Below are 17,787 nucleotides of genomic sequence, written 5' to 3'. Positions count from 1 at the left end.
CGCGGGCCGTCGGGACCGGGCCGGGGGCGGGGTGCGGGGGTGGCGTCAGCGGACGTCCACGTGGTCCGTCGGCTTGTCGCTGTCGAGGTGGTGGCTGAGGTCGTCGAAGCGGGGGCCCACCGCCCGGGTACCGTCTGCGGTGGCGGTGGTGCGGTCGTCCAAGTGGCCGTTGCGGTCGGTGCGGAGGTCGTCGAGGTACCGGAGGTCGACTGCTCCGCGGGGCCGGAAGTACACGGTGCCGAAGGTCCCTTCCAGCGGCTTCCGGACGGCACCGGACTGGTACCGCAAGGTCCCTGCCGAATGGACCGGACCGCCCTTGTGCACCGGTTCGGGGGGCCTCCGGCCCGGCCTCCTCGCGCTCGCGGAGCGCCCCTGCGCCCGCTCCGCGGCCACGAAGGCGGGACGGCACCCCCTGACGCACGGACGGCACGGCACGGGATGATGTCCGCATGCCGACGACCGAGCAGACAGACAGTCAGCAGCGCCGTACCGTCACGGGTACCGTGTGGCGCACCCTGGTCACCCTGGTGGCCTCGACGGCGGCGATCGCCGCCGGTGCGTGGCTCGCCTCCAGGCTGGTCGGGTACGACGACAGGCTGGCCTCGGTGCCCACCGTCCCCGCCGGGTTCGCGGTGGGCGTCCTCACCATCGGGTGGCTGCGGGCCAGGACCGCCTTCATCGCGGTACCGCTGCTCGGCACCCTGGTCGCCGGACAGGCCGGGGCGTTCCTCCTCCACGGCGGTGCACTCGCCGGCGGCCGCCTCCGGCTGAGCAGTTCGGGCATGGCCGCGTACGAGCAGTACCTGCTGGCCGCCGGGACCGCAGCCGTGCTGGTGTCCGTGGTCGTCGCGGCCGTCAGCGGGCACCGCAGCCCCCGGGAGCCGCAGGAGGCTGCCGGTCCCGGCGAGGCGCAGGAGGCTACGGCTCCCGGCCCCGGCGAGGCGCAGGTGCCCGAGGCGGAGCGGGAAGGCCCGCTGCGGTGACCCCGCCGTCCGCTCAGATGCCGACGTAGTTCTCGGCGAAGTGGTCCTGGTGGCGGCGGGAGTCGCGCAGGCTCTCCAGGCGAGCGTGCTGGAGGGCACGCAGGAACACCGCCTCGTCGTCGTCGCCGGACGGGCCGTGCAGCAGGTTGATCATCCAGTGTGAGAACTCCTGGGCCCGCCAGATCCTGGGCAGGCAGTCGGCGGAGTAACGGGCGAGCAACTGCTCGTCCCCGCCGCCCAGCCGGGCGGCCAGGGCGCGCGCCAGGACCTCGGACTCCATCACCGCCAGATTGGCGCCCTTCGCCGCGGCAGGGCTGATCAGGCCGGCGGCGTCGCCGACCAGGAACAACGGGCCGTACTGGATGGGGTCCAGCACATCGGAGCGCATGTCCACCACGCGGCGCTCCAGGATCTCGCCCTGCCGCAGCGGGCCGTGCCGGTCGGCGCGCATCCGGTGGTGCAGCTCCGCCCAGATGCGGTCGTGGGTCCAGCTCTGCGGGTCGGTGCCGGGCTCGCACTGCAGGTAGTAACGGGTGACCTCGGGGCTGCGGGCCATGTGGCCGGCGAAGCCGTCCCGGTGGACGGCGTAGGCGACGGCGGCCATGCTCTGCGGCGCCGCCGCCAGCAGGGCCAGCCAGGAGACGCCGTGGTCGCGGCGGTAGCGGCGGACGGCGCCCGGCGGCACGGCACTGCGGGCGATGCCGTGCTGCCCGTCGCAACCGGCCACGAACCGGGCGCTGAACAGGACTTCCGAACCCTCCGGGGTGAGCGCGGCCACCGACGGCCGGTCGCCGTCCAGGCCGTCGATGCGCAGCGCTGCGGTCTCGAAGCGCAGGTCGCCGCCGCGGGCGAGGAACTCCGCGACCAGGTCGCGGACCAGGTCCTGCTGCGGGTAGACGGTGTGCGCCTCACCGCGGCCGAGCATGCCGTAGGCGAGCTGGAACTCACCGGCGTCGGTGCGGAAGGCGCAGACGTCGTGCTGCTGTCCGTACGTGTGCAGGCCGTCGGCCAGGCCGTGCTCGGTGAGCACCCGGACGGTGTGGGCCGCCAGGAAGCCCGCCCGGGCCCGCTGTTCCACATGGGCCCGGCTCTGCCGTTCGACGACGGTGCAGTCGACGCCTGCGGCCAGCAGCAGGTTCCCCAGGACCAGCCCGGCGGGGCCCGCTCCGATGATCAGCACAGCCGTGCTCTCCTGCGACACCACGTATCTCTCCCCCTGTCCCGCCCCGCGGCGGCTCCCCCTGACCGTGCGGCACCACCGCCCGGCGCTCGGCAGCCCGGCGGTGTCCCGTCCCCTCCAACGCACCGGCCCCCCGTCAGGTTTCCGGAACGCCGGATCCGCCCGCCGGACCCGGCGGCTCGTGCCGGGGGCCGCCAGCCGATGCGGGAGCATGACCCCATGAGCTACTTCCTGGTGATCGGCGAGTGCGTGGCGGACATCGTCCGCTCTCCCGGGCAGCCCGACGCACCGCACCCCGGGGGCAGCCCCGCCAATGTCGCCTACGGCCTGGCCAGGCTGGGCCGGAGCACCACACTGCTCACCCAGCTGGGGTCCGATCCGGCCGGTACGATGATCGCCGAGCATCTGCGGTCGGCGGGCGTGGAACTGCTGCTGGACGCGCGACCCGGACCGGCCACCCCCAAGGCCGTGGTGACGCTGGACGCCCAGGGCCGCGCCTCCTACGACTTCGACGTCCACTGGACGCTGGCCCCTGTGTCCGTGCCCGGTGCCGAGGCGGTGCGGCATGTCCATCTGGGGTCGATCGGTGCGGTGACGGAGCCGGGTGCGTCCGCCGCCCTGGCCGTGGCGGCGCGGCTGCGCGGCGGTGCGACGGTGAGCTACGACCCCAACGTCCGCCCCGCGCTGTTCGGAGGTCACGGTGAGGCGGTGGCCCGGGTGGAGCGGTGCGTGGCGCTGAGCGATCTGGTGAAGGCCAGCGACGAGGACCTGGCGTGGCTCTATCCGGGCGAGCCGCCCCGGCGGGTCGCCGCCCGCTGGCTGGCCCTCGGCCCCGGGGTGGTCCTGGTGACGCACGGGGGCGAGGGGTCGGCGGCGTACACCAGGGACGGCGAGGTCCTGGCTGCGGCGGTGGGCACCGAGGTCGTGGACACCGTCGGGGCCGGCGACTCCTTCATGTCCGCGGTGCTGGACACCCTGGCGGGGCTCGGACGGCTGGGAGCGGCAGCCCGGACCGGGCCGGGGCTGGACGAGGCGACGCTCACCGGGGTGCTGCGGCGGGCCGCCGCCGCCGCAGCCCTCACGGTCTCCCGTCCCGGCGCCAACCCTCCCGACCGGGTGGAGCTCGCCGCGGCGCTCGGCTGAACCGGCCGCTTCCCGGCAGCGCCGTCCGGTCGGCTGCGGGAGGCTCAGGAGCCGTCGGTGTGCAGGGCGTACACGCGGCGGCTGCCCGCGTGCTCGCTGACGTTCCGGACCAGCGATGCGCTGCAGGCCCGGTCGGCGGTCGCCGCGCTGTGGAAGCCGCGGTCCTCGCGGCCCTGGCGAGCGACCACCCTGGCCGGGGTGACAGTGCGGGGGGTGCCGTTGGCAGAGAGGCCCCGGACCGGCCGGGCCGCGGGGGCCGAGGGACCGCCGGAGCCCGGAGAAGGGGACGGTCAGGGCGCGGCGGGCAGCGCGGTGACGGGGCGCCAGCCCAGCTGGGTGGAGAGGATCATGGTGCTGGACGGCTGACCGTACTCGGCCAGCCGCCCGATCAGGGACTCGAACGCCCGCATCGACTCCGCCTCCACCCTGAGGATGCTGCACACGTCGCCGGTGACCCGGTGGATCTCCCGGACGCCCGGCCAGGTGGCCACCTCGGGGTCACGCATCACACAGCGGGCGCCGTAGCAGGCCACCCGGACGAACGCGGCCACCGCCCAGCCCGTGGCGGCCGGGTCCACATGGGCGTGGTAGCCGGTGACCACCCCCGACTCCTCCAGCCGGCGCACCCGTTCCGCGACGGCGGGCGGCGACAGATGCACCCTGCGGGAGAGCTCGCTGAAGGAGAGCCGGGCGTCGTCCTGGAGCTCCCCCAGGATCGCCCAGTCCATGTCGTCCATGATGCGCCTTTCAATTGCAAAGTGATCACGGCAATCCCGTTGCGAACCAATGGTCGGACGGGTTGATCACCGTTGATTCAGTATTCCATCCCGCAGCCTCGCGGCGCCATCATGGCCGTGCCAGCGAGGAGAAGGATGAACACATGGAGCAGATCCCGCCGCCCCAGGTCCGGCCTGCGACCGCCCGGGAGCGCGCCCAACGGGCGGCCGCCACGGGTGGGGCGCCCACGCTGGACTTCACCGGACGGGTCCCCTATGACGCCTATGTCCACGCCGAGGACCTGCACCGGCTTCAGCAGCCACTGAGCGGTGACACCGGGGAGATGTCCTTCCTGGTGATCAGTCAGGTGATGGAGCTCTACTTCGGGCTCACCCGCTTCGAACTGCGCGAGGTCCAGGAACTCCTCCGCAAGGACGACATCTGGGGCTCGCTGCTGCCGCTGCGCCGCGCCGGGCTCCACCTGGAGGGGCTCAACGCGGGCTGGCGGACGTTGCGCTGGATGACCCCCGCCGACTTCAACCGCTTCCGCAACCTGTTGGGCGAGGGGTCCGGCTTCCAGTCCGCGATGTACCGGCATCTGGAGTTCCTGCTCGGGCTGAAGACGGCCTCTATGATCAGGCCGTTCCGGCCGCAGCCCGAGGTGCACGCCGAGCTGTCCACGGCGCTGGCGGCGCCCAGCCTCTGGGACGACGTGGTCGCCCTGCTGGCCCGGCAGGGCCACGACATCCCCCGGGAACTGCTGGAGCGGGACTTCTCGCAGGAGCACCAGGTCCACCCCGCGGTCGAGGCCGCCTGGGTGGAGGTCTACCGCGACGCCGGCCCTGACAACCACCTGCGGCTGCTCGGCGAGGCGCTGACCGAGGTCGCCGAGCGGTTCGGGGAGTGGCGCCACGCCCACCTGACGGCGGTACGCCGCGCCATGGGTGCGAAACCCGGCAGCGGCGGCTCCAACGGATTGGCCTGGCTGCAGCGGAGTATGGGCCGGGAGGTCTTCCCGGAGCTGTGGTCCGCCCGCACCTTCATGTAGACGCAGACAGAGAGAGCCCCCTGTGGACACCCCGCTGAAGGCCTCCGAGGAGGAGGCCCGCCGACTGGACGCGGCCCACCCCGGCCACCGCGACCTGTTCCATGTGCCGCCCGCGGACGGCGGCCGCTACCCCGAGACCGCCTACTTCGCCGGGAACTCCCTGGGCCTGCAGCCCAGGGCGACCCGCGCCGAACTGCTCGCCGACCTGGAGGACTGGGCGCGCCTCGGCGTCGAGGGCCACCTGGAGGCCGGCCGGCCCTGGCTCCCGTACCACGAGCTGCTCACCGGGCCCGCCGCACGACTGGTCGGCGCGCTGCCCGAGGAGACCGTCGTGATGAACTCCCTGACGGTCAACCTGCATCTGCTGATGGTGTCCTTCTACCGTCCGCGCGGCGAACGCGTCCGCCTGGTGATCGAGGACAGCGCCTTCCCCTCTGACAGCTACGCGGTGCGCAGCCAGGCCCGTTTCCACGGCCTGGCCCCGGACGACGCCGTGGTCCGGCTGCGGCCCCGGCCGGGCGAGGACACCCTGCGGACCGAGGACGTCCAGGACTTCCTGGCCCGCGAGGGGCACACCGTGGCGCTGGTGATGCTGGGCGGCGTCAACTACCTCACCGGCGAGCTGATGGACATCCCCGCGATCACCGCCGCCGGGCGGGCCGCGGGCGCCCTGGTCGGCTGGGACCTCGCCCACGCGGCCGGCAATGTGCCGCTGCGGCTGCACGACTGGGGCGTCGACTTCGCCGCCTGGTGCTCCTACAAGTACCTCAACTCCGGCCCCGGGGCACTCGCCGGCGCCTTCGTCCACCAGCGGCACCTCGGCGACCGGGACCTCCAGCGCTTCGAGGGGTGGTGGAGCACCGACCCCGGCAGCCGCTTCCGGATGGACCCGGTCGCCGCTCCCCCGGCCACCGCCGACGCCTGGCAGGTGTCCAACCCCCCGATCCTGGCCATGGGCCCGGTACGGACGTCGCTGGAGCTCTTCGACCGGGTCGGCATGACCGCGCTGCGGGAGCGCAGCCTGCTGCTGACCGGCTATCTGGAGCAGCTCCTGGACGAGATCACCCCCACCCGGCCGATCACCCTGGTCACCCCGCGGGACCCGCGGCGCCGCGGCTCCCAGCTGTCGCTGCGGATCGGGCCCGGCGGCGGCAGCGCGTCCGACCTGGCCCTGCGGCTGCGCCACGAGCACGGCGTGGTCGCCGACGTCCGCCGGCCGGACATCGTCAGGATGGCCCCGGTCCCGCTCTACTCGACGTTCCACGACTGCTGGCGCGCGGTGGACGCGCTGGCCCGGACCATGGCGGAGGACGTATGACGACCGGGCACGGGCACCGGGAGAAGGATCCGGTCGCCGTCGTCGGAGCAGGGCTGGCGGGCTGTCTGCTGGCCTGCTACCTGGCGCGCGCGGGCTACCGGGTCGACCTGTACGAACGCCGTCCGGACCCCCGCGCCGGAAGTCCCGAGCGGGGCCGGTCCATCAATCTGGCGCTCTCCGAGCGCGGACTGGACGCCCTGCGCAGGATCGGCCTGGAGGAGCAGGTCATGGCGGACGCCCTGCCGATGCGGGGGCGGATGATCCACCCCGTGGCCGGGCAGCTGGACTTCCAGCAGTACAGCCATGACGGCAGACGGGCCATCAACTCCATCAGCCGGGGCGCGCTGAACAACGCCCTGCTGGCCGCCGCCGAGGCGGCGCCCGGCGTCACCGTCCGCTTCGGCCACCGGCTGACCCGGCTGGACCCGCGCACCGGGGAGATGGCGTTCGAGACCCCGGAGGGCGAGGTACGGGTGACCGCCCCGGTGGTGCTCGGCGCCGACGGTGCGGGCTCCGCGGTACGCGGGGAGCTGGCGGCGCACCACGGCACCCGGGAGAGCACCGACTGGCTGGACTACGGCTACAAGGAGCTGACCGTCCCCGCGGTGGACGGCGAGTTCGCCCTGGACCCCGGGGCGCTGCACATCTGGCCGCGCGGCACCTCGATGATGATCGCCCTGCCCAACCCGGACCGGTCGTTCACCTGCACCATGTTCTGGCCCACCGAGGGACCGGCCGGCTTCGCCGCACTGCGCACACCGGCCGAGATCGAGGACCACTTCCGCACCCACTACCCCGATGTGGTGCCCCTGGCCCCGGACCTGGTCGACGACTACCTGGCCAATCCGGTCGGCCGGCTGGGCACGGTGCGCTGCTCCCCCTGGCAGGTGGAGGGCCGGGTCGCCCTGCTCGGCGACGCCGCCCACGCCATCGTGCCGTTCTACGGCCAGGGCGCCAACTGCGGGTTCGAGGACGTGGTCGAGCTGGACCGCTGCCTGACCGAGACCGCCGGCGACTGGGGACGTGCGCTGCCGCTCTTCGAGCGGCGACGCAAGGAGAACACCGACGCGATCGCCGAGATGGCGCTGGCGAACTTCGTGGAGATGCGGGACAAGGTCGCCTCGCCGGTGTTCCGGTTCGTCAAGACCGTCGAGCACGCGCTGGAGCGGGCGCTGCCCGGCCGCTTTGTGTCGCGGTACGAGCTGGTCTCCTTCTCCACCGTCCCGTACGCGCAGGTGCAGCGCCGGGTGCGGCGGCAGCAGCGGGCGCTGGGCGGGACCGCGGCGGTGCTGGCGGCCGGCCTGGCCGTCGGCGGACGACTGATCAGGAGGAAGCCGTGACCAGGGGACTGTGGCATCCGGGGCTGCTGGCGGGCCGCCCGGACGGTGAGCCGGGTTTGCTGCGCCACTACATCGGCGGCGCGTTCACCGGCTCCGGGCGGACCTTCACCAAGTCCAGCCCGGTCACCGGGGAGGTCCTCTTCGAGGTCGCCGAGGCCGACGCCGCCGCCGTGGACGCCGCGGTGGACGCCGCCCGCGCGGCGCTGCGCGGCCCCTGGGGCCGGATGGGCGAGCAGCAGCGCGCGGTGGTGCTGCGCAGGGTCGCGGACGAGCTGGAGCGCCGCTTCGAGGACGTGGTGGCCGCCGAGATCGGCGACACCGGCAAGTCGGTCACCCAGGCCCGTACGCTCGATGTGCCGCGCGGCGCGGCCAACTTCCGGGCCTTCGCCGACATCGCCGCCGGCGCCCCCACGGAGTCGTTCACCACCGTCACCGCGGACGGCGGCCGGGCGCTGAACTACGCGGTGCGCAAGCCGGTCGGGGTGGTCGCGGTCATCGTGCCCTGGAACCTGCCGCTGCTGCTGCTGACGTGGAAGGTCGCGCCCGCACTGGCCTGCGGCAACACCGTGGTGGTCAAGCCGTCGGAGGAGACGCCCTCCTCCGCGACGCTGCTGGCCGAGGTGATGGCCGCGGCCGGGGTGCCCGACGGTGTGTTCAACCTGGTGCACGGTTTCGGGCCGGACTCCGCGGGTGAGTTCCTGACCCGCCACCCCGGCGTGGACGCCATCACCTTCACCGGCGAGTCGGCCACCGGCAGCGCCATCGGCCGGGCCGCCGCCGACGGGGTGAAGGCCGTCTCCTTCGAACTGGGCGGCAAGAACGCCGGGCTGGTGTTCGCCGACGCGGACCTGGACGCGGCCGTCGAGGGCTCGGTGCGCTCCTCCTTCACCAACGGCGGCCAGGTGTGCCTGTGCACCGAGCGGCTCCTTGTGCAGCGGCCGGTCTTCGAGGAGTTCACCCGGCGGCTGGCGAAACGGGCCGAGGAGCTGGCGTTCGGCTGGCCGTCCGACGAGGCCACCGCCAACATCCCGCTGATCTCCCGTCAGCACCGCGAGAAGGTGCTCGCCCACTACGCACTGGCGCGCGCCGAGGGCGCCACCGTGCTGGCCGGCGGGGGCGTGCCGGAGTTCGGCGACGCCCGCGACGGGGGCTGGTACGTACAGCCGACGGTGCTGACCGGTCTGGGCCCGCAGGCCCGTACCAACCGGGAGGAGATCTTCGGCCCGGTCTGCCACATCGCGCCGTTCGACGACGAGGACGAGGCGTTCGCGCTGGCCAACGACAGCGACTACGGGCTGGCGGCGACCGTGTGGACCAGGGACGTGGGACGGGCCCACCGGGCGGGGGCGGCCCTGGACGCGGGACTGGTGTGGGTCAACACCTGGTTCCTGCGTGACCTGCGCACCCCCTTCGGCGGGATGAAGGCGTCGGGGGTGGGCCGCGAGGGCGGTGTGCACTCGCTGGGCTTCTACACCGAGTTGACCAATGTCTGCGTTCAGCTGTGACGACCCCCGAAAGGCTCTCCCCCATGGCGCTGCACGACGATGAGGTGGCCGGGCTCGCCGCCCGGCTGGACGAGGCCGCCCTCGGCGGCACCGCGATCCCCCAGGTGGTCTCGGCGGCCGGGGCGTCGGCGGACGACGGCTATGCCGTCCAGGCCGCGCTGCTGGCCCGGCGGCTGGCGCGCGGCGAGCGGCTCACCGGGCTGAAGATGGGGCTGACCAGCCGCGCCAAGATGGCCCAGATGGGCGTCGACGAGGTGATCTGGGGGCGGCTGACCGACGCCATGGAGATCACCGACGGCGGCCCGGTGGACGTCGCGGGCCTGATCCACCCCCGGGTGGAGCCCGAGGTGGCCTTCCTGATGGGCCGTGACGTGGCGGAGGGCGACGACTTCGCCTCCTCGGTGGAGGCGGTGGCCCCCGCCCTGGAACTGATCGACTCCCGCTATGCGGACTTCCGCTTCTCGCTCCCCGACGTCATCGCGGACAACACCTCGGCGTCCGGCTATGCGATCGGGCCGTGGCGGCAGCCGCCGGCGGGGCTCGCGGATCTGGCCGTCCGGCTGGAGATCGGCGGGGAGGTCGTGGAGAGCGGCTCCACGGCCGCGATCCTGGGCGATCCCCGTAACGCCTTCGACGAGGCGGTACGGCTGGCCGCACGCCACGGGGTGCGGCTGCGCAAGGGCTGGGTGCTGCTGGCGGGCGCCGCCACCGCCGCCGTGCCGCTGCCGGCCGGGGCCGTGGTGCGGGCCGTGGTGGACGGACTCGGAACCGCCTCCCTGCGGACGCTGCCCGAGGAGGGGGGCGGCCGTGGCTGAGGCCAGGACGGTGGCCGGCAAGGCCACCCCCCGGGGGCGGTTTCCGCACGTCAAGGTGGCCGGGGGGCTGGTGTTCGTGTCGGGCACCAGCAGCCGCCTGCCGGACAACTCCATCGCGGGTGCCCGGGTCGACGCCATGGGCACCACCGCGCTGGACATCCGGGTGCAGACCCGGGCGGTCATCGAGAACATCCGCGACCTGCTGCGCGAGGTCGGCGCGGACCTCGGCGACCTGGTCCAGGTCACCAGCTATCTGGTCAACATGAACGACTTCGGCGGCTACAACGAGGTGTACGGCGAGTACTTCGACGAGACCGGCCCCACCCGCACCACCGTCGCCGTCCACCAGCTGCCGCACCCCCATCTGCTGATCGAGATCCAGGCCGTCGCCGCACTGCGGCAGGAAGGACGAGGAGACCATGAGTGAGATCGGCGAGCCGGTGAGCTTCCCGGGCTGGATCGAGGAGAACCGCCATCTGCTGAAGCCCCCGGTCAACAACCGGCAGATGTTCCCCACCGGTTCCGACTTCATCGTCCAGGTGGTGGGCGGCCCCAACCAGCGCACCGACTTCCACGTCGACCCGTACGAGGAGTTCTTCTACCAGGTCAAGGGCGACATCCAGGTCGACCTGATGACGCCGGACGGGCCGCGCAGCGTGCACATCCGCGAGGGCCAGATGTGGGTGCTGCCCGGGAACACGCCGCACTCCCCGCAGCGGCCCGACCCCGACTCCATCGGCCTGGTGATCGAGCGGGTCCGCGAGGAGGGCACCCTTGAGAAGTTCCAGTGGTACTGCCCGCGGTGCAACGCCCTGGTGCACGAGGTGGAACTCCAGGTCCGGGACATCGTCGCCGACCTGCCGCCGGTCTTCACGGCCTTCTACGACGACACCGCCGCGCGCACCTGCGGCGACTGCGGCGCGCTGCACCCGGGCAGGGGACGGTGAACGGCCGTCCGGTCGTGGACGTCCACACCCATCTGGTCCCCCGGGGCTGGCCGGAGCTGTCCGCGGCCTGCGGCGGCACCGGCTGGCCGTGGCTGCGGATCGACTCCGAGCGGCACGCCATGATCATGGTCGGTGAGAACGAGTTCCGGCCGATCGGCGCCGAGTGCTGGGATCCCGCCGCCCGGCTGACCGACATGGACGAGGACGGCGTCGACATCCAGGTGGTCTCGCCCACCCCCGTGTTCTTCGGCTACGACCGGCCTGCCGACCAGGCCGTCAAGGTCGCCCGGATCTTCAACGACCTGACCCTGGAGACCGTCGCGGCCGGCGGCGAACGGCTCGTCCCGTTCTGCCAGGTCCCGCTGCAGGACCCGGACGCCGCCTGCGCCGAACTCGACCGCTGCCTGGCCGCGGGCCACGCGGGTGTGGAGATCGGCAACCACGTCGGCGACCGCGACCTCGACGACGAGGGCGTCGTCACCTTTCTGCAGCACTGCGCAGCCGTCGGCGCACCGGTCTTCGTCCACCCCTGGGACATGCCCGTCGGGCCGCGGCTGGACCGCTGGATGGCGCGCTGGCTCACCGGGATGCCCGCCGAGACGCATCTGTCGATCCTCGCCCTGATCCTCGGCGGGGTCCTCGACCGGGTGCCGGAGACGCTGCGGTTGTGCTTCGCCCACGGCGGCGGCAGCTTCCCGTTCTGGCTGGGGCGCGCCGACAACGCCTGGTGGCGGCGCGGCGACCTGGTACGCGGCTGTTCGGAGCACCCTCCGAGCCACTACACCGACCGGTTCCTGGTGGACTCCGTGGTCTTCGAACCCTCGGCGCTCAGGCTGCTGGTGGACACCTTCGGCGAGGACCAGGTGGTCCTGGGCAGCGACTATCCGTATCCGCTGGGCGAGCGTCCGGTGGGGCAGGTGGTCCAGGAGTCCGACTTCCTCTCCGACAAGCAACGGGACAAGCTGCTGTCCGGCAACGCCCTGCGCTTCCTGGGGCGGGCGTGAACGGGGAGGACCGGTCGGTACTCGGCCGGCTCACCCCCGGACCGGATCTGACGCTGCGTTACGGGCCCGGCCCCGACCAGGTCGCCGACGCCTGGCCGGGCGGTGCCCGGGCGGCGCAGCGGCCGCTGGTGGTCCTGGTGCACGGCGGATTCTGGCGGCCCGACTACGACCGGGTGCATCTGCGACCGCTGGGGGCCGCACTGCGCGACGCCGGGTGGACGGTGGTCTCCGTGGAGTACCGGCGCCGCCCGGGACACCCGGAGCTGACGGTGGGTGACATCGCCATGGCGGTGGCCGCCGTCCCCGCGTCGTCGGGCACCGGGTGGCACCAGGGCCTGCACAACGGCTCCACGGTGGTGGTGGGGCACTCCGCGGGGGGCCATCTGGCCCTGTGGTCGGCGGCGGCGGCGCCCGCCCCCCGGCTGGCGGGGACCCTGGCCCTCGCCCCGGTGGCGGACCTGGAGCTGGCGTACCGGCTGGACCTGGACGGCGGCGCGGTGGCCGACTTCCTCGGCGGTCCGCCGGAGGACAGCCGCGACCTGGACCCGGTGCGACTCGCCGCTCCGGCCACGCCGGTGGTGGTCCTGCACGGCGTGGACGACGGCATCGTCCCGCTCGCCGTCGCTGAGTCCTACGCGGCCGCGCACCCGGCCGCCCGGCTGGTGACGCTGCCGGGCGCCGGCCACTTCGCCCTGATCGACCCGCTGAGTGAGGCCTGGGAGGCGGTGCTCGACGCGCTGGCCTCCCTGAGCGACTGACGGGGCGTCCTCTCGACGTACTGCTGCGCCGTCCGGCGGCCGAGGTCTGCGGCCGCCGGACGGCGCAGCTGTTCAGCGGCCGGCCGTGGCCGCCCCTCCGCGGCCGGAGCCGGGCGCCGCACGGTCGCGCGTGGACGCCGGAGCCCGCCCGCCCTGCCGCCGCACACCCGTGAAGAAGAATGCGCCCTGCGGCGAAGTACGAGTGTGACCAGTTCCCGTACCAGCGAGCAGGGGGCGCCGATGACGGCACCGGCTGACCCTCGCGACCCCACCCGCGCAGCGGCCCAGGCGGCCGACGTGCAGGCGGCGGTCGAGGCGTCCATCGGCGAGCCGGAGCGCTTCGCGCTCGTCTACGACGTGCACTACCGGGCCGTTCACCGGTACGTCGCCGCACGACTCGGGCCGGATGCGGCCGAGGACGTCGCCGCCGAGGTGTTTCTGACGGCCTTTCGGGACCGGGGGCGCTTCGACCCCCGCCGGGGCCAGGTCCGCCCCTGGTTGTTCGGGATCGCCACCAACCTCGTCGGCCGGCACGGCCGCACCGAGCGCCGCCGCCTGGCCCGTCTCCGTGCGGGGGTGGAAGCCGAGAGCGGCTTCGAGGACACCGTCGCCGACAAGGTCGCCGCACAGCGTCTGCGGCCCCAGCTCGGCACGGCCCTCGGCTCCCTCGGCCGCGGCGACCGCGATGTGCTGCTGCTGGTCGCGGTCGCCGGACTCGGCTACGCCGAGGTCGCCGACGCCCTGGGCATCCCGGCCGGCACGGTCGGCTCCCGGATGAACCGGGCCCGGGCGAAGGTGCGGCGGCTGCTGGAGGCCACGGATGCGCACCCCGCTCCCACCACCCGCAAGCACACGGAGGACCCCCATGGATGAGCTCACCCTGATCGCGGACGCCCTCACCGGCCCCTCGGCCGAGCCGACCCCGGCGGCCGTGGAGCGCGGCCGCGCCGCGCTGCTGCGGGCCGCCGCCACCGCCCCGTCGCCGCGGCCGGCCCGGGTGCCGCGGCCGGTGCGCCGCCCGCTGCTGTGGAGTCTCGCGGGAGCCGCGGCGGCGACGGTGGTGGCCGTCGCGGTCGCGATGCCGGGCGGGGGCGGCCCGTCCACCCGCGGCCCCTCCGCGCTCGTACCGGGGAGCGGCAAGACCGCCCCGGCCGGCACCCCCGGCGGCTCCGCCCTCGACGGCCGTTCGGTGCTGCTGGCCGCCGCCGACGTGGTGGCGCACAGCCCGGCCGCCTCCGGCGCGTACTGGACCCAGCGCAGCATCGACCAGCGGACCTGGCCGGTGACGGGCGGCTACCGGGTGGTGGCCAGGACCCTGCTGGAGACATGGGTGAGCAGGGACGGCAGCCGTTCCTGGTTCGGCACCCAGGACCTCGGTGCAGCTCCGGCGACCGCGGCCGACCTGCGGAAGTGGCGTCAGGCGGGTTCGCCGGAGACCTTCACCGTGCCGGCCTCCAGTGAGGGAGCCGCGATGACCCTCAGCGCCAGGCGGGGTGCGCTCACCGCGCACCCGCTGTTGCCCCACGCCCCCGCCGTGATCAACTTCGGCGGCTGCAGCTTCAGCCCGGCCGGGTCCCTGGCGCTGCCGGCCGGCGGGGAGGCGCTGTCGGCCAGACTGCGGGCGTGCTCCGCAGCCGGCGAGAAGATCCCCCTGCCGGGGGCCTCCGGCCCGAAGGTGCTTCACCCGGAGCTGTGGGGGGGCTTGGTGGACCTGCTGACCTCCTGGCCGGTCAGCCCGGCCACCCGGGCGACGGCCTACCGGCTGCTGGCGGCGCAGGCACAGGTGCGCAGCCTCGGACCGGCCACCGATCCGCTGGGGCGCGCGGGTACCCAGCTGCTGGTGGCCGAGGGCGCCGGCATCCGTCTCGTCGTGGACACCCGCACGGGGCAGGTGCTCTCCGGCCAGAAGAACCCGGCGACGCCCGCGGGGCAGAGCAGCGCAGCGCTCGGCGGGGCCTGGACCGACCAGGCCCCGCCTGCCGCCGCCCCGCGCAGCTGACGCACCGTCCGGCCAGCTGCCCCGCAGGCCGCGTCCGCCGCCCTTCCGGGGGGGGTGCCGGGCGCCGCCGCGGCGCCCGGCCGGACCTGCGTCCTGCGCTCCGCCGCCGGCCGATGAGCGCCGCCGGAGCCGTCGGCGGCGCCCCCTAGAATGCGCTCCATGGACGCCACCCCCTCGACCCGCGCCGGAGCCCGTGGCCGCAATCCGCGGGGCCAGGGCGAAAGGCTCCGCGAGGAGATCGTCTCCACCGCCCTCCGGCTGCTGGAGGAGCTCGGCGACGACGCCTCGCTGTCGCTGCGTGCGGTGGCACGCGAGATCGGTATCGCCGCGACCTCGGTCTACATCCACTTCGCCGATCGCGACGCCCTGGTGCTGGCCGCCCTGGAACGGTGCCACGCCGACCTGATGAGCGCCGTCGCCCACGCCGAGGACTCGGCCGCCGACCCGGTGGCCGCACTACGCGCCCGGACGCTGCTGCTCGGGGCCTGGGCCCATGAGCACCCGGGCCTGTACAAGGTGCTCCATGAGAGCGCCCTCAACCGGCGCACGGGGATGCCCTTCAAGCACGACTTCGCCGTCAGCACCACCGCCGCGGTGCAGCGCTGCATGGACGCCGGCCTCGCCCCCGCGGACGACGCGGCCGCGGTCTCGCTCGACCTGAGGGCCGCCGTCCACGGCACCGTCTCCCTGCGGGTCAACCAGCCGGACGCGCCCTGGCCGCCGCTGGAGGAGCAGGTCGACCGCTTCCTCACCAGGCTCGTCGGCGTCCGGCTCACCTCCAGCTGACGCCCGGCCGCGAGGGGCCGCGCCGCCGTCGGCGCCCGGTCCGCCATGGACGGCGTCGCGGGCGGGCCGGTCGCCGACGGCGGACGCCTGATCGGCCGTTCCTGGTTGCGGGGGTCCGGCGTCCCGGCTGTGATGGGCGTGGGGGGCGGCCTCCCGGCAGGGCGAGTGGGCCGTCCCCCGTACCGCATCGTCCGTCCGGCGCAGCCGCACGGTTCCCCCGGGCGACCCTGGCCACCCTGGTCACCACGGGGCCGCCGATGCGGCCGGCGGCGCTGCCCGCGGCCTTCGCCCCCTCCGACGACCTGAGTCGCGCCGCCGTCGCCGCGCGGCGCACCGTCGTCTTCAGCGAGGACGCCGCGGCGGACCGGTACTTCGTCAACGGCAGGCAGTTCGACATGAACCGGGTGGACGTCAGGGCGAAGCTGAACACCGTGGAGGAGTGGACCGTCCGCAACGACAGCGACGAGGAGCACTCCCTCCATGTGCACACCGACCAGTTCCAGGTGATGAGCACCAACGGCCGGCCGGAGCACAGCCACGGCCGGCAGGACGTCGTGAACGTGCCGGCCGGGGGCCGGGTCGTCATCCGCATCCCGTTCACCGACCACACCGGCCGGACCGTGCTGCACTGCCACATCCTCAACCACGAGGACAAGGGGATGATGGCGGTGCTGGAGATCGTCCCCTGAGGACTCGCGCCCCGGCCGCGGTCACGCCAGTTCGGCGAGGGCCGCGGTGAACACCTCGGTGTGGACGTCGACGTCCTGCGCGGTGGTGTCGGGGCACATCAGGGCCATGTTGTGGAACGGGGTCAGCAGGATGCCCCGGTTGGCCAGGAAGAGATGGAGGTAGTCCTCCAGCTCGGCGTCGGCCGCCGCCGCGGACTCCGAGCCGGTCCGCGGCGCCGGGGAGGCGAAGCGGTACTCGGCGCGGGCGCCGAGCCGGCTCACCGACCAGGGCATCCCATGGGCGTCGATCGCGGCGCGCACCCCGGCTTCGAACCGTTCGGCGAGGGCGGCCATCCCGGCGAACGCCTCCTCGGTGAGGACGTGCTCCAGGGTGGCGCGCATCGCGGCGACGGAGAGCGCGTTGCCGGCCAGCGTCCCGCCGACGCCGCCCATGTCCACCAGGTCCAGGTCCGCCCGTCCGAGCAGCCGGTCGGCCAGTTCCTCGGAGAGGCCGTACGCACCGGCCGGGATGCCGCCGCCGATGGCCTTGCCGATGGTCAGCATGTCCGGTTCCAGACCCCAGGCCGCGGTGCAGCCGCCGGGACCGGCGGAGAAGGTGTGGGTCTCGTCGTTGATCAGCAGGACGCCATGACGGCTCGTCAGCTCCTTGACGCCCGCCAGATATCCGGGCTCGGGCAGCACGATGCCGATGTTGGTGAGCGCCGGCTCCATCAGCACCGCGGCGACGTCGCCGTGGGCCAGCTCCCGTTCCAGCTGCGCCAGGTCGTTGAACTCGGCGACCCGGCTGGTCAGGGTGACGTCGCAGGGTGCGCCGACGTTGCCCGGGCGGGCGACGCCCTCGCCGTCGGGCCCGACCACGATCAGCGACTCGTCGACACTGCCGTGGTAGCTGTAGCTGTTCACCAGGATCTTGGGGCGGCCGGTGACGGCGCGGGCGAGGCGGATCGCCCAGCGGTTGGCGTCGGTCGCGGTCAGCGAGAAGCTCCAGCGGGCGAGGCCGAAGCGGCGGGTCAGTTCGGCGCCCACCCACTCCGCGTCCTCGGTGGGCAGCATCGCGGTCGCTCCGCCGAGGGCGGTGAACCGCCGCTGCACCGCCTCGGCGACGACGGCCGGGGAGTGGCCCGCCATGGCACCGGTGTCGCCGAGGCAGAAGTCGATGTACTCATGGCCGTCGATGTCGGTGATCCGGGCTCCCCGCGCGGTGTCCAGATAGCGCGGGAAGGCGCCGGCGGCGGTCTTGTTCATCCAGGTCATCGGCACCCGGCCGAAGAGGTGGCCCGCGCTCTCATAGGCGGCCCTGGAGCGCGGGTTGCGGCGCTCGGCCTCGGCGCTCTCGCGGGCCAGCAGGTGGGACAGACGGGCTCGGTCCATGGGGGTCTCTTCTCAGGTCCGTGGGCTGCACCGACGGTAGACGCGAATAGTGCGCGAAGGCAAGGTTCAGCGACTGATTCAATCAGGTCAACGATCGATTCAGTCGCCTTCTTGTCGGGATGAGCGAACGGGAAACCTGCGGCGGCGATCACCGCCAGGCCGCCTCCACCCCGCCCCACTCCCC

The 17,787-nt window shown here is 73.9% G+C and carries 20 protein-coding genes; 15 read left to right on the top strand and 5 right to left on the bottom strand.

The annotated features are described in order from the left end of the window. Window positions 1-45: 45 nt before the first annotated feature. Window positions 46-234 (bottom strand): hypothetical protein, encoded by a 189-nt coding sequence (locus AOK09_RS10360; RefSeq protein ID WP_157875851.1) that lies wholly within the window; start codon window positions 232-234, stop codon window positions 46-48. A gap of 215 nt (window positions 235-449) precedes the next feature. Here AOK09_RS10360 and AOK09_RS10355 point away from each other — a divergent pair, with 215 nt between their 5' ends. Further along, window positions 450-983, top strand: a complete 534-nt coding sequence (locus tag AOK09_RS10355; protein WP_055586842.1) for a hypothetical protein — start codon at window positions 450-452, stop codon at window positions 981-983. Window positions 984-996: 13 nt separating this feature from the next. Here the strand turns inward: AOK09_RS10355 and AOK09_RS10350 are convergent, their stop codons facing one another. Beyond that, window positions 997-2,187: a 4-hydroxybenzoate 3-monooxygenase gene (locus AOK09_RS10350; RefSeq protein ID WP_245687221.1), complete on the bottom strand. Its 1,191-nt coding sequence runs from the start codon at window positions 2,185-2,187 to the stop codon at window positions 997-999. 195 nt (window positions 2,188-2,382) lie between these two features. Here AOK09_RS10350 and AOK09_RS10345 point away from each other — a divergent pair, with 195 nt between their 5' ends. Continuing rightward, entirely contained in the window at window positions 2,383-3,306 is a 924-nt protein-coding gene (locus AOK09_RS10345; protein ID WP_245687220.1) for a carbohydrate kinase family protein, read from the top strand. A gap of 44 nt (window positions 3,307-3,350) precedes the next feature. Here AOK09_RS10345 and AOK09_RS40025 read toward each other — a convergent pair whose 3' ends face one another. Beyond that, a complete protein-coding gene (locus tag AOK09_RS40025; protein WP_157875850.1) occupies window positions 3,351-3,494 on the bottom strand; it encodes a hypothetical protein in 144 nt (47 codons plus the stop codon). A 102-nt stretch (window positions 3,495-3,596) separates the two neighbouring features. After that, a complete protein-coding gene (locus AOK09_RS10340; protein WP_055586839.1) occupies window positions 3,597-4,043 on the bottom strand; it encodes an Lrp/AsnC family transcriptional regulator in 447 nt (148 codons plus the stop codon). A gap of 143 nt (window positions 4,044-4,186) precedes the next feature. Between AOK09_RS10340 and AOK09_RS10335 the strand changes: the two genes are divergently transcribed. From AOK09_RS10335 to AOK09_RS10275, 13 genes are all read left to right on the top strand, one after another. Next, window positions 4,187-5,071, top strand: a complete 885-nt coding sequence (locus AOK09_RS10335) for a tryptophan 2,3-dioxygenase (RefSeq protein WP_055586838.1) — start codon at window positions 4,187-4,189, stop codon at window positions 5,069-5,071. A 22-nt stretch (window positions 5,072-5,093) separates the two neighbouring features. After that, window positions 5,094-6,389 (top strand): kynureninase, encoded by a 1,296-nt coding sequence (gene kynU / locus AOK09_RS10330; RefSeq protein WP_217698408.1) that lies wholly within the window; start codon window positions 5,094-5,096, stop codon window positions 6,387-6,389. After that, complete coding sequence (locus tag AOK09_RS10325; protein WP_055586837.1) at window positions 6,386-7,729, top strand: FAD-dependent oxidoreductase; 1,344 nt, start codon at window positions 6,386-6,388, stop codon at window positions 7,727-7,729. Before kynU ends, AOK09_RS10325 begins: the two co-directional genes overlap by 4 nt. Window positions 7,730-7,788: 59 nt before the next feature. Then, a complete protein-coding gene (locus tag AOK09_RS10320; RefSeq protein WP_407675386.1) occupies window positions 7,789-9,234 on the top strand; it encodes a 2-hydroxymuconic semialdehyde dehydrogenase in 1,446 nt (481 codons plus the stop codon). A 23-nt stretch (window positions 9,235-9,257) separates the two neighbouring features. Continuing rightward, window positions 9,258-10,049 carry a 2-keto-4-pentenoate hydratase gene (locus AOK09_RS10315; protein WP_055586836.1) on the top strand — a complete coding sequence of 264 codons (792 nt, stop codon included), beginning with the start codon at window positions 9,258-9,260 and terminating at the stop codon, window positions 10,047-10,049. Then, entirely contained in the window at window positions 10,042-10,476 is a 435-nt protein-coding gene (locus AOK09_RS10310; RefSeq protein WP_055586835.1) for a RidA family protein, read from the top strand. The genes AOK09_RS10315 and AOK09_RS10310 overlap by 8 nt, the downstream gene beginning before the upstream one ends. Beyond that, on the top strand, window positions 10,469-10,996 hold the full coding sequence (locus AOK09_RS10305) for a 3-hydroxyanthranilate 3,4-dioxygenase (protein WP_055586834.1): 528 nt from the start codon (window positions 10,469-10,471) through the stop codon (window positions 10,994-10,996). The genes AOK09_RS10310 and AOK09_RS10305 overlap by 8 nt, the downstream gene beginning before the upstream one ends. Continuing rightward, a complete protein-coding gene (locus AOK09_RS10300; RefSeq protein WP_217698407.1) occupies window positions 10,993-12,000 on the top strand; it encodes an amidohydrolase family protein in 1,008 nt (335 codons plus the stop codon). The genes AOK09_RS10305 and AOK09_RS10300 overlap by 4 nt, the downstream gene beginning before the upstream one ends. Beyond that, window positions 11,997-12,758 (top strand): alpha/beta hydrolase, encoded by a 762-nt coding sequence (locus AOK09_RS10295; protein ID WP_055586833.1) that lies wholly within the window; start codon window positions 11,997-11,999, stop codon window positions 12,756-12,758. The genes AOK09_RS10300 and AOK09_RS10295 overlap by 4 nt, the downstream gene beginning before the upstream one ends. A 240-nt stretch (window positions 12,759-12,998) precedes the next feature. Continuing rightward, window positions 12,999-13,631 carry an RNA polymerase sigma factor gene (locus tag AOK09_RS10290; protein ID WP_079062912.1) on the top strand — a complete coding sequence of 211 codons (633 nt, stop codon included), beginning with the start codon at window positions 12,999-13,001 and terminating at the stop codon, window positions 13,629-13,631. Beyond that, entirely contained in the window at window positions 13,624-14,757 is a 1,134-nt protein-coding gene (locus AOK09_RS10285) for a CU044_5270 family protein (protein WP_055586832.1), read from the top strand. The genes AOK09_RS10290 and AOK09_RS10285 overlap by 8 nt, the downstream gene beginning before the upstream one ends. 159 nt (window positions 14,758-14,916) lie before the next feature. Beyond that, window positions 14,917-15,543: a TetR/AcrR family transcriptional regulator gene (locus AOK09_RS10280; RefSeq protein ID WP_245687217.1), complete on the top strand. Its 627-nt coding sequence runs from the start codon at window positions 14,917-14,919 to the stop codon at window positions 15,541-15,543. 257 nt (window positions 15,544-15,800) lie between these two features. Continuing rightward, window positions 15,801-16,232 (top strand): multicopper oxidase domain-containing protein, encoded by a 432-nt coding sequence (locus AOK09_RS10275; protein WP_055586830.1) that lies wholly within the window; start codon window positions 15,801-15,803, stop codon window positions 16,230-16,232. A gap of 21 nt (window positions 16,233-16,253) precedes the next feature. On the opposite strand, the gene AOK09_RS10270 is transcribed toward AOK09_RS10275, so the two are convergent. Further along, the gene (locus AOK09_RS10270; RefSeq protein WP_079062911.1) at window positions 16,254-17,603 is read right to left on the bottom strand and encodes a transaminase; all 1,350 of its coding nucleotides are present in this window, start codon (window positions 17,601-17,603) and stop codon (window positions 16,254-16,256) included. Window positions 17,604-17,787 lie beyond the last annotated feature (184 nt).

Origin of the sequence: Peterkaempfera griseoplana (assembly GCF_001418575.1) — a bacterium.
Classification (GTDB): Bacteria; Actinomycetota; Actinomycetes; order Streptomycetales; family Streptomycetaceae; genus Peterkaempfera; species Peterkaempfera griseoplana.
The sequence above is the reverse complement of the archived record's forward strand: the minus strand, read 5'-3'. Positions and strand labels throughout refer to the sequence as shown.

Coding starts and splice junctions, on each gene's coding strand:
- AOK09_RS10270 (WP_079062911.1), bottom strand. CDS start 17,603: ATGGACCGAGCCCGTCTGTCCCACCTGCTGGCCCGCGAGAGCGCCGAG.
- AOK09_RS10290 (WP_079062912.1), top strand. CDS start 12,999: ATGACGGCACCGGCTGACCCTCGCGACCCCACCCGCGCAGCGGCCCAG.
- AOK09_RS10275 (WP_055586830.1), top strand. CDS start 15,801: ATGCGGCCGGCGGCGCTGCCCGCGGCCTTCGCCCCCTCCGACGACCTG.
- AOK09_RS10315 (WP_055586836.1), top strand. CDS start 9,258: ATGGCGCTGCACGACGATGAGGTGGCCGGGCTCGCCGCCCGGCTGGAC.
- AOK09_RS10355 (WP_055586842.1), top strand. CDS start 450: ATGCCGACGACCGAGCAGACAGACAGTCAGCAGCGCCGTACCGTCACG.
- AOK09_RS10335 (WP_055586838.1), top strand. CDS start 4,187: ATGGAGCAGATCCCGCCGCCCCAGGTCCGGCCTGCGACCGCCCGGGAG.
- AOK09_RS10340 (WP_055586839.1), bottom strand. CDS start 4,043: ATGGACGACATGGACTGGGCGATCCTGGGGGAGCTCCAGGACGACGCC.
- AOK09_RS10345 (WP_245687220.1), top strand. CDS start 2,383: ATGAGCTACTTCCTGGTGATCGGCGAGTGCGTGGCGGACATCGTCCGC.
- AOK09_RS10280 (WP_245687217.1), top strand. CDS start 14,917: ATGGACGCCACCCCCTCGACCCGCGCCGGAGCCCGTGGCCGCAATCCG.
- AOK09_RS10325 (WP_055586837.1), top strand. CDS start 6,386: ATGACGACCGGGCACGGGCACCGGGAGAAGGATCCGGTCGCCGTCGTC.
- AOK09_RS10305 (WP_055586834.1), top strand. CDS start 10,469: ATGAGTGAGATCGGCGAGCCGGTGAGCTTCCCGGGCTGGATCGAGGAG.
- AOK09_RS10285 (WP_055586832.1), top strand. CDS start 13,624: ATGGATGAGCTCACCCTGATCGCGGACGCCCTCACCGGCCCCTCGGCC.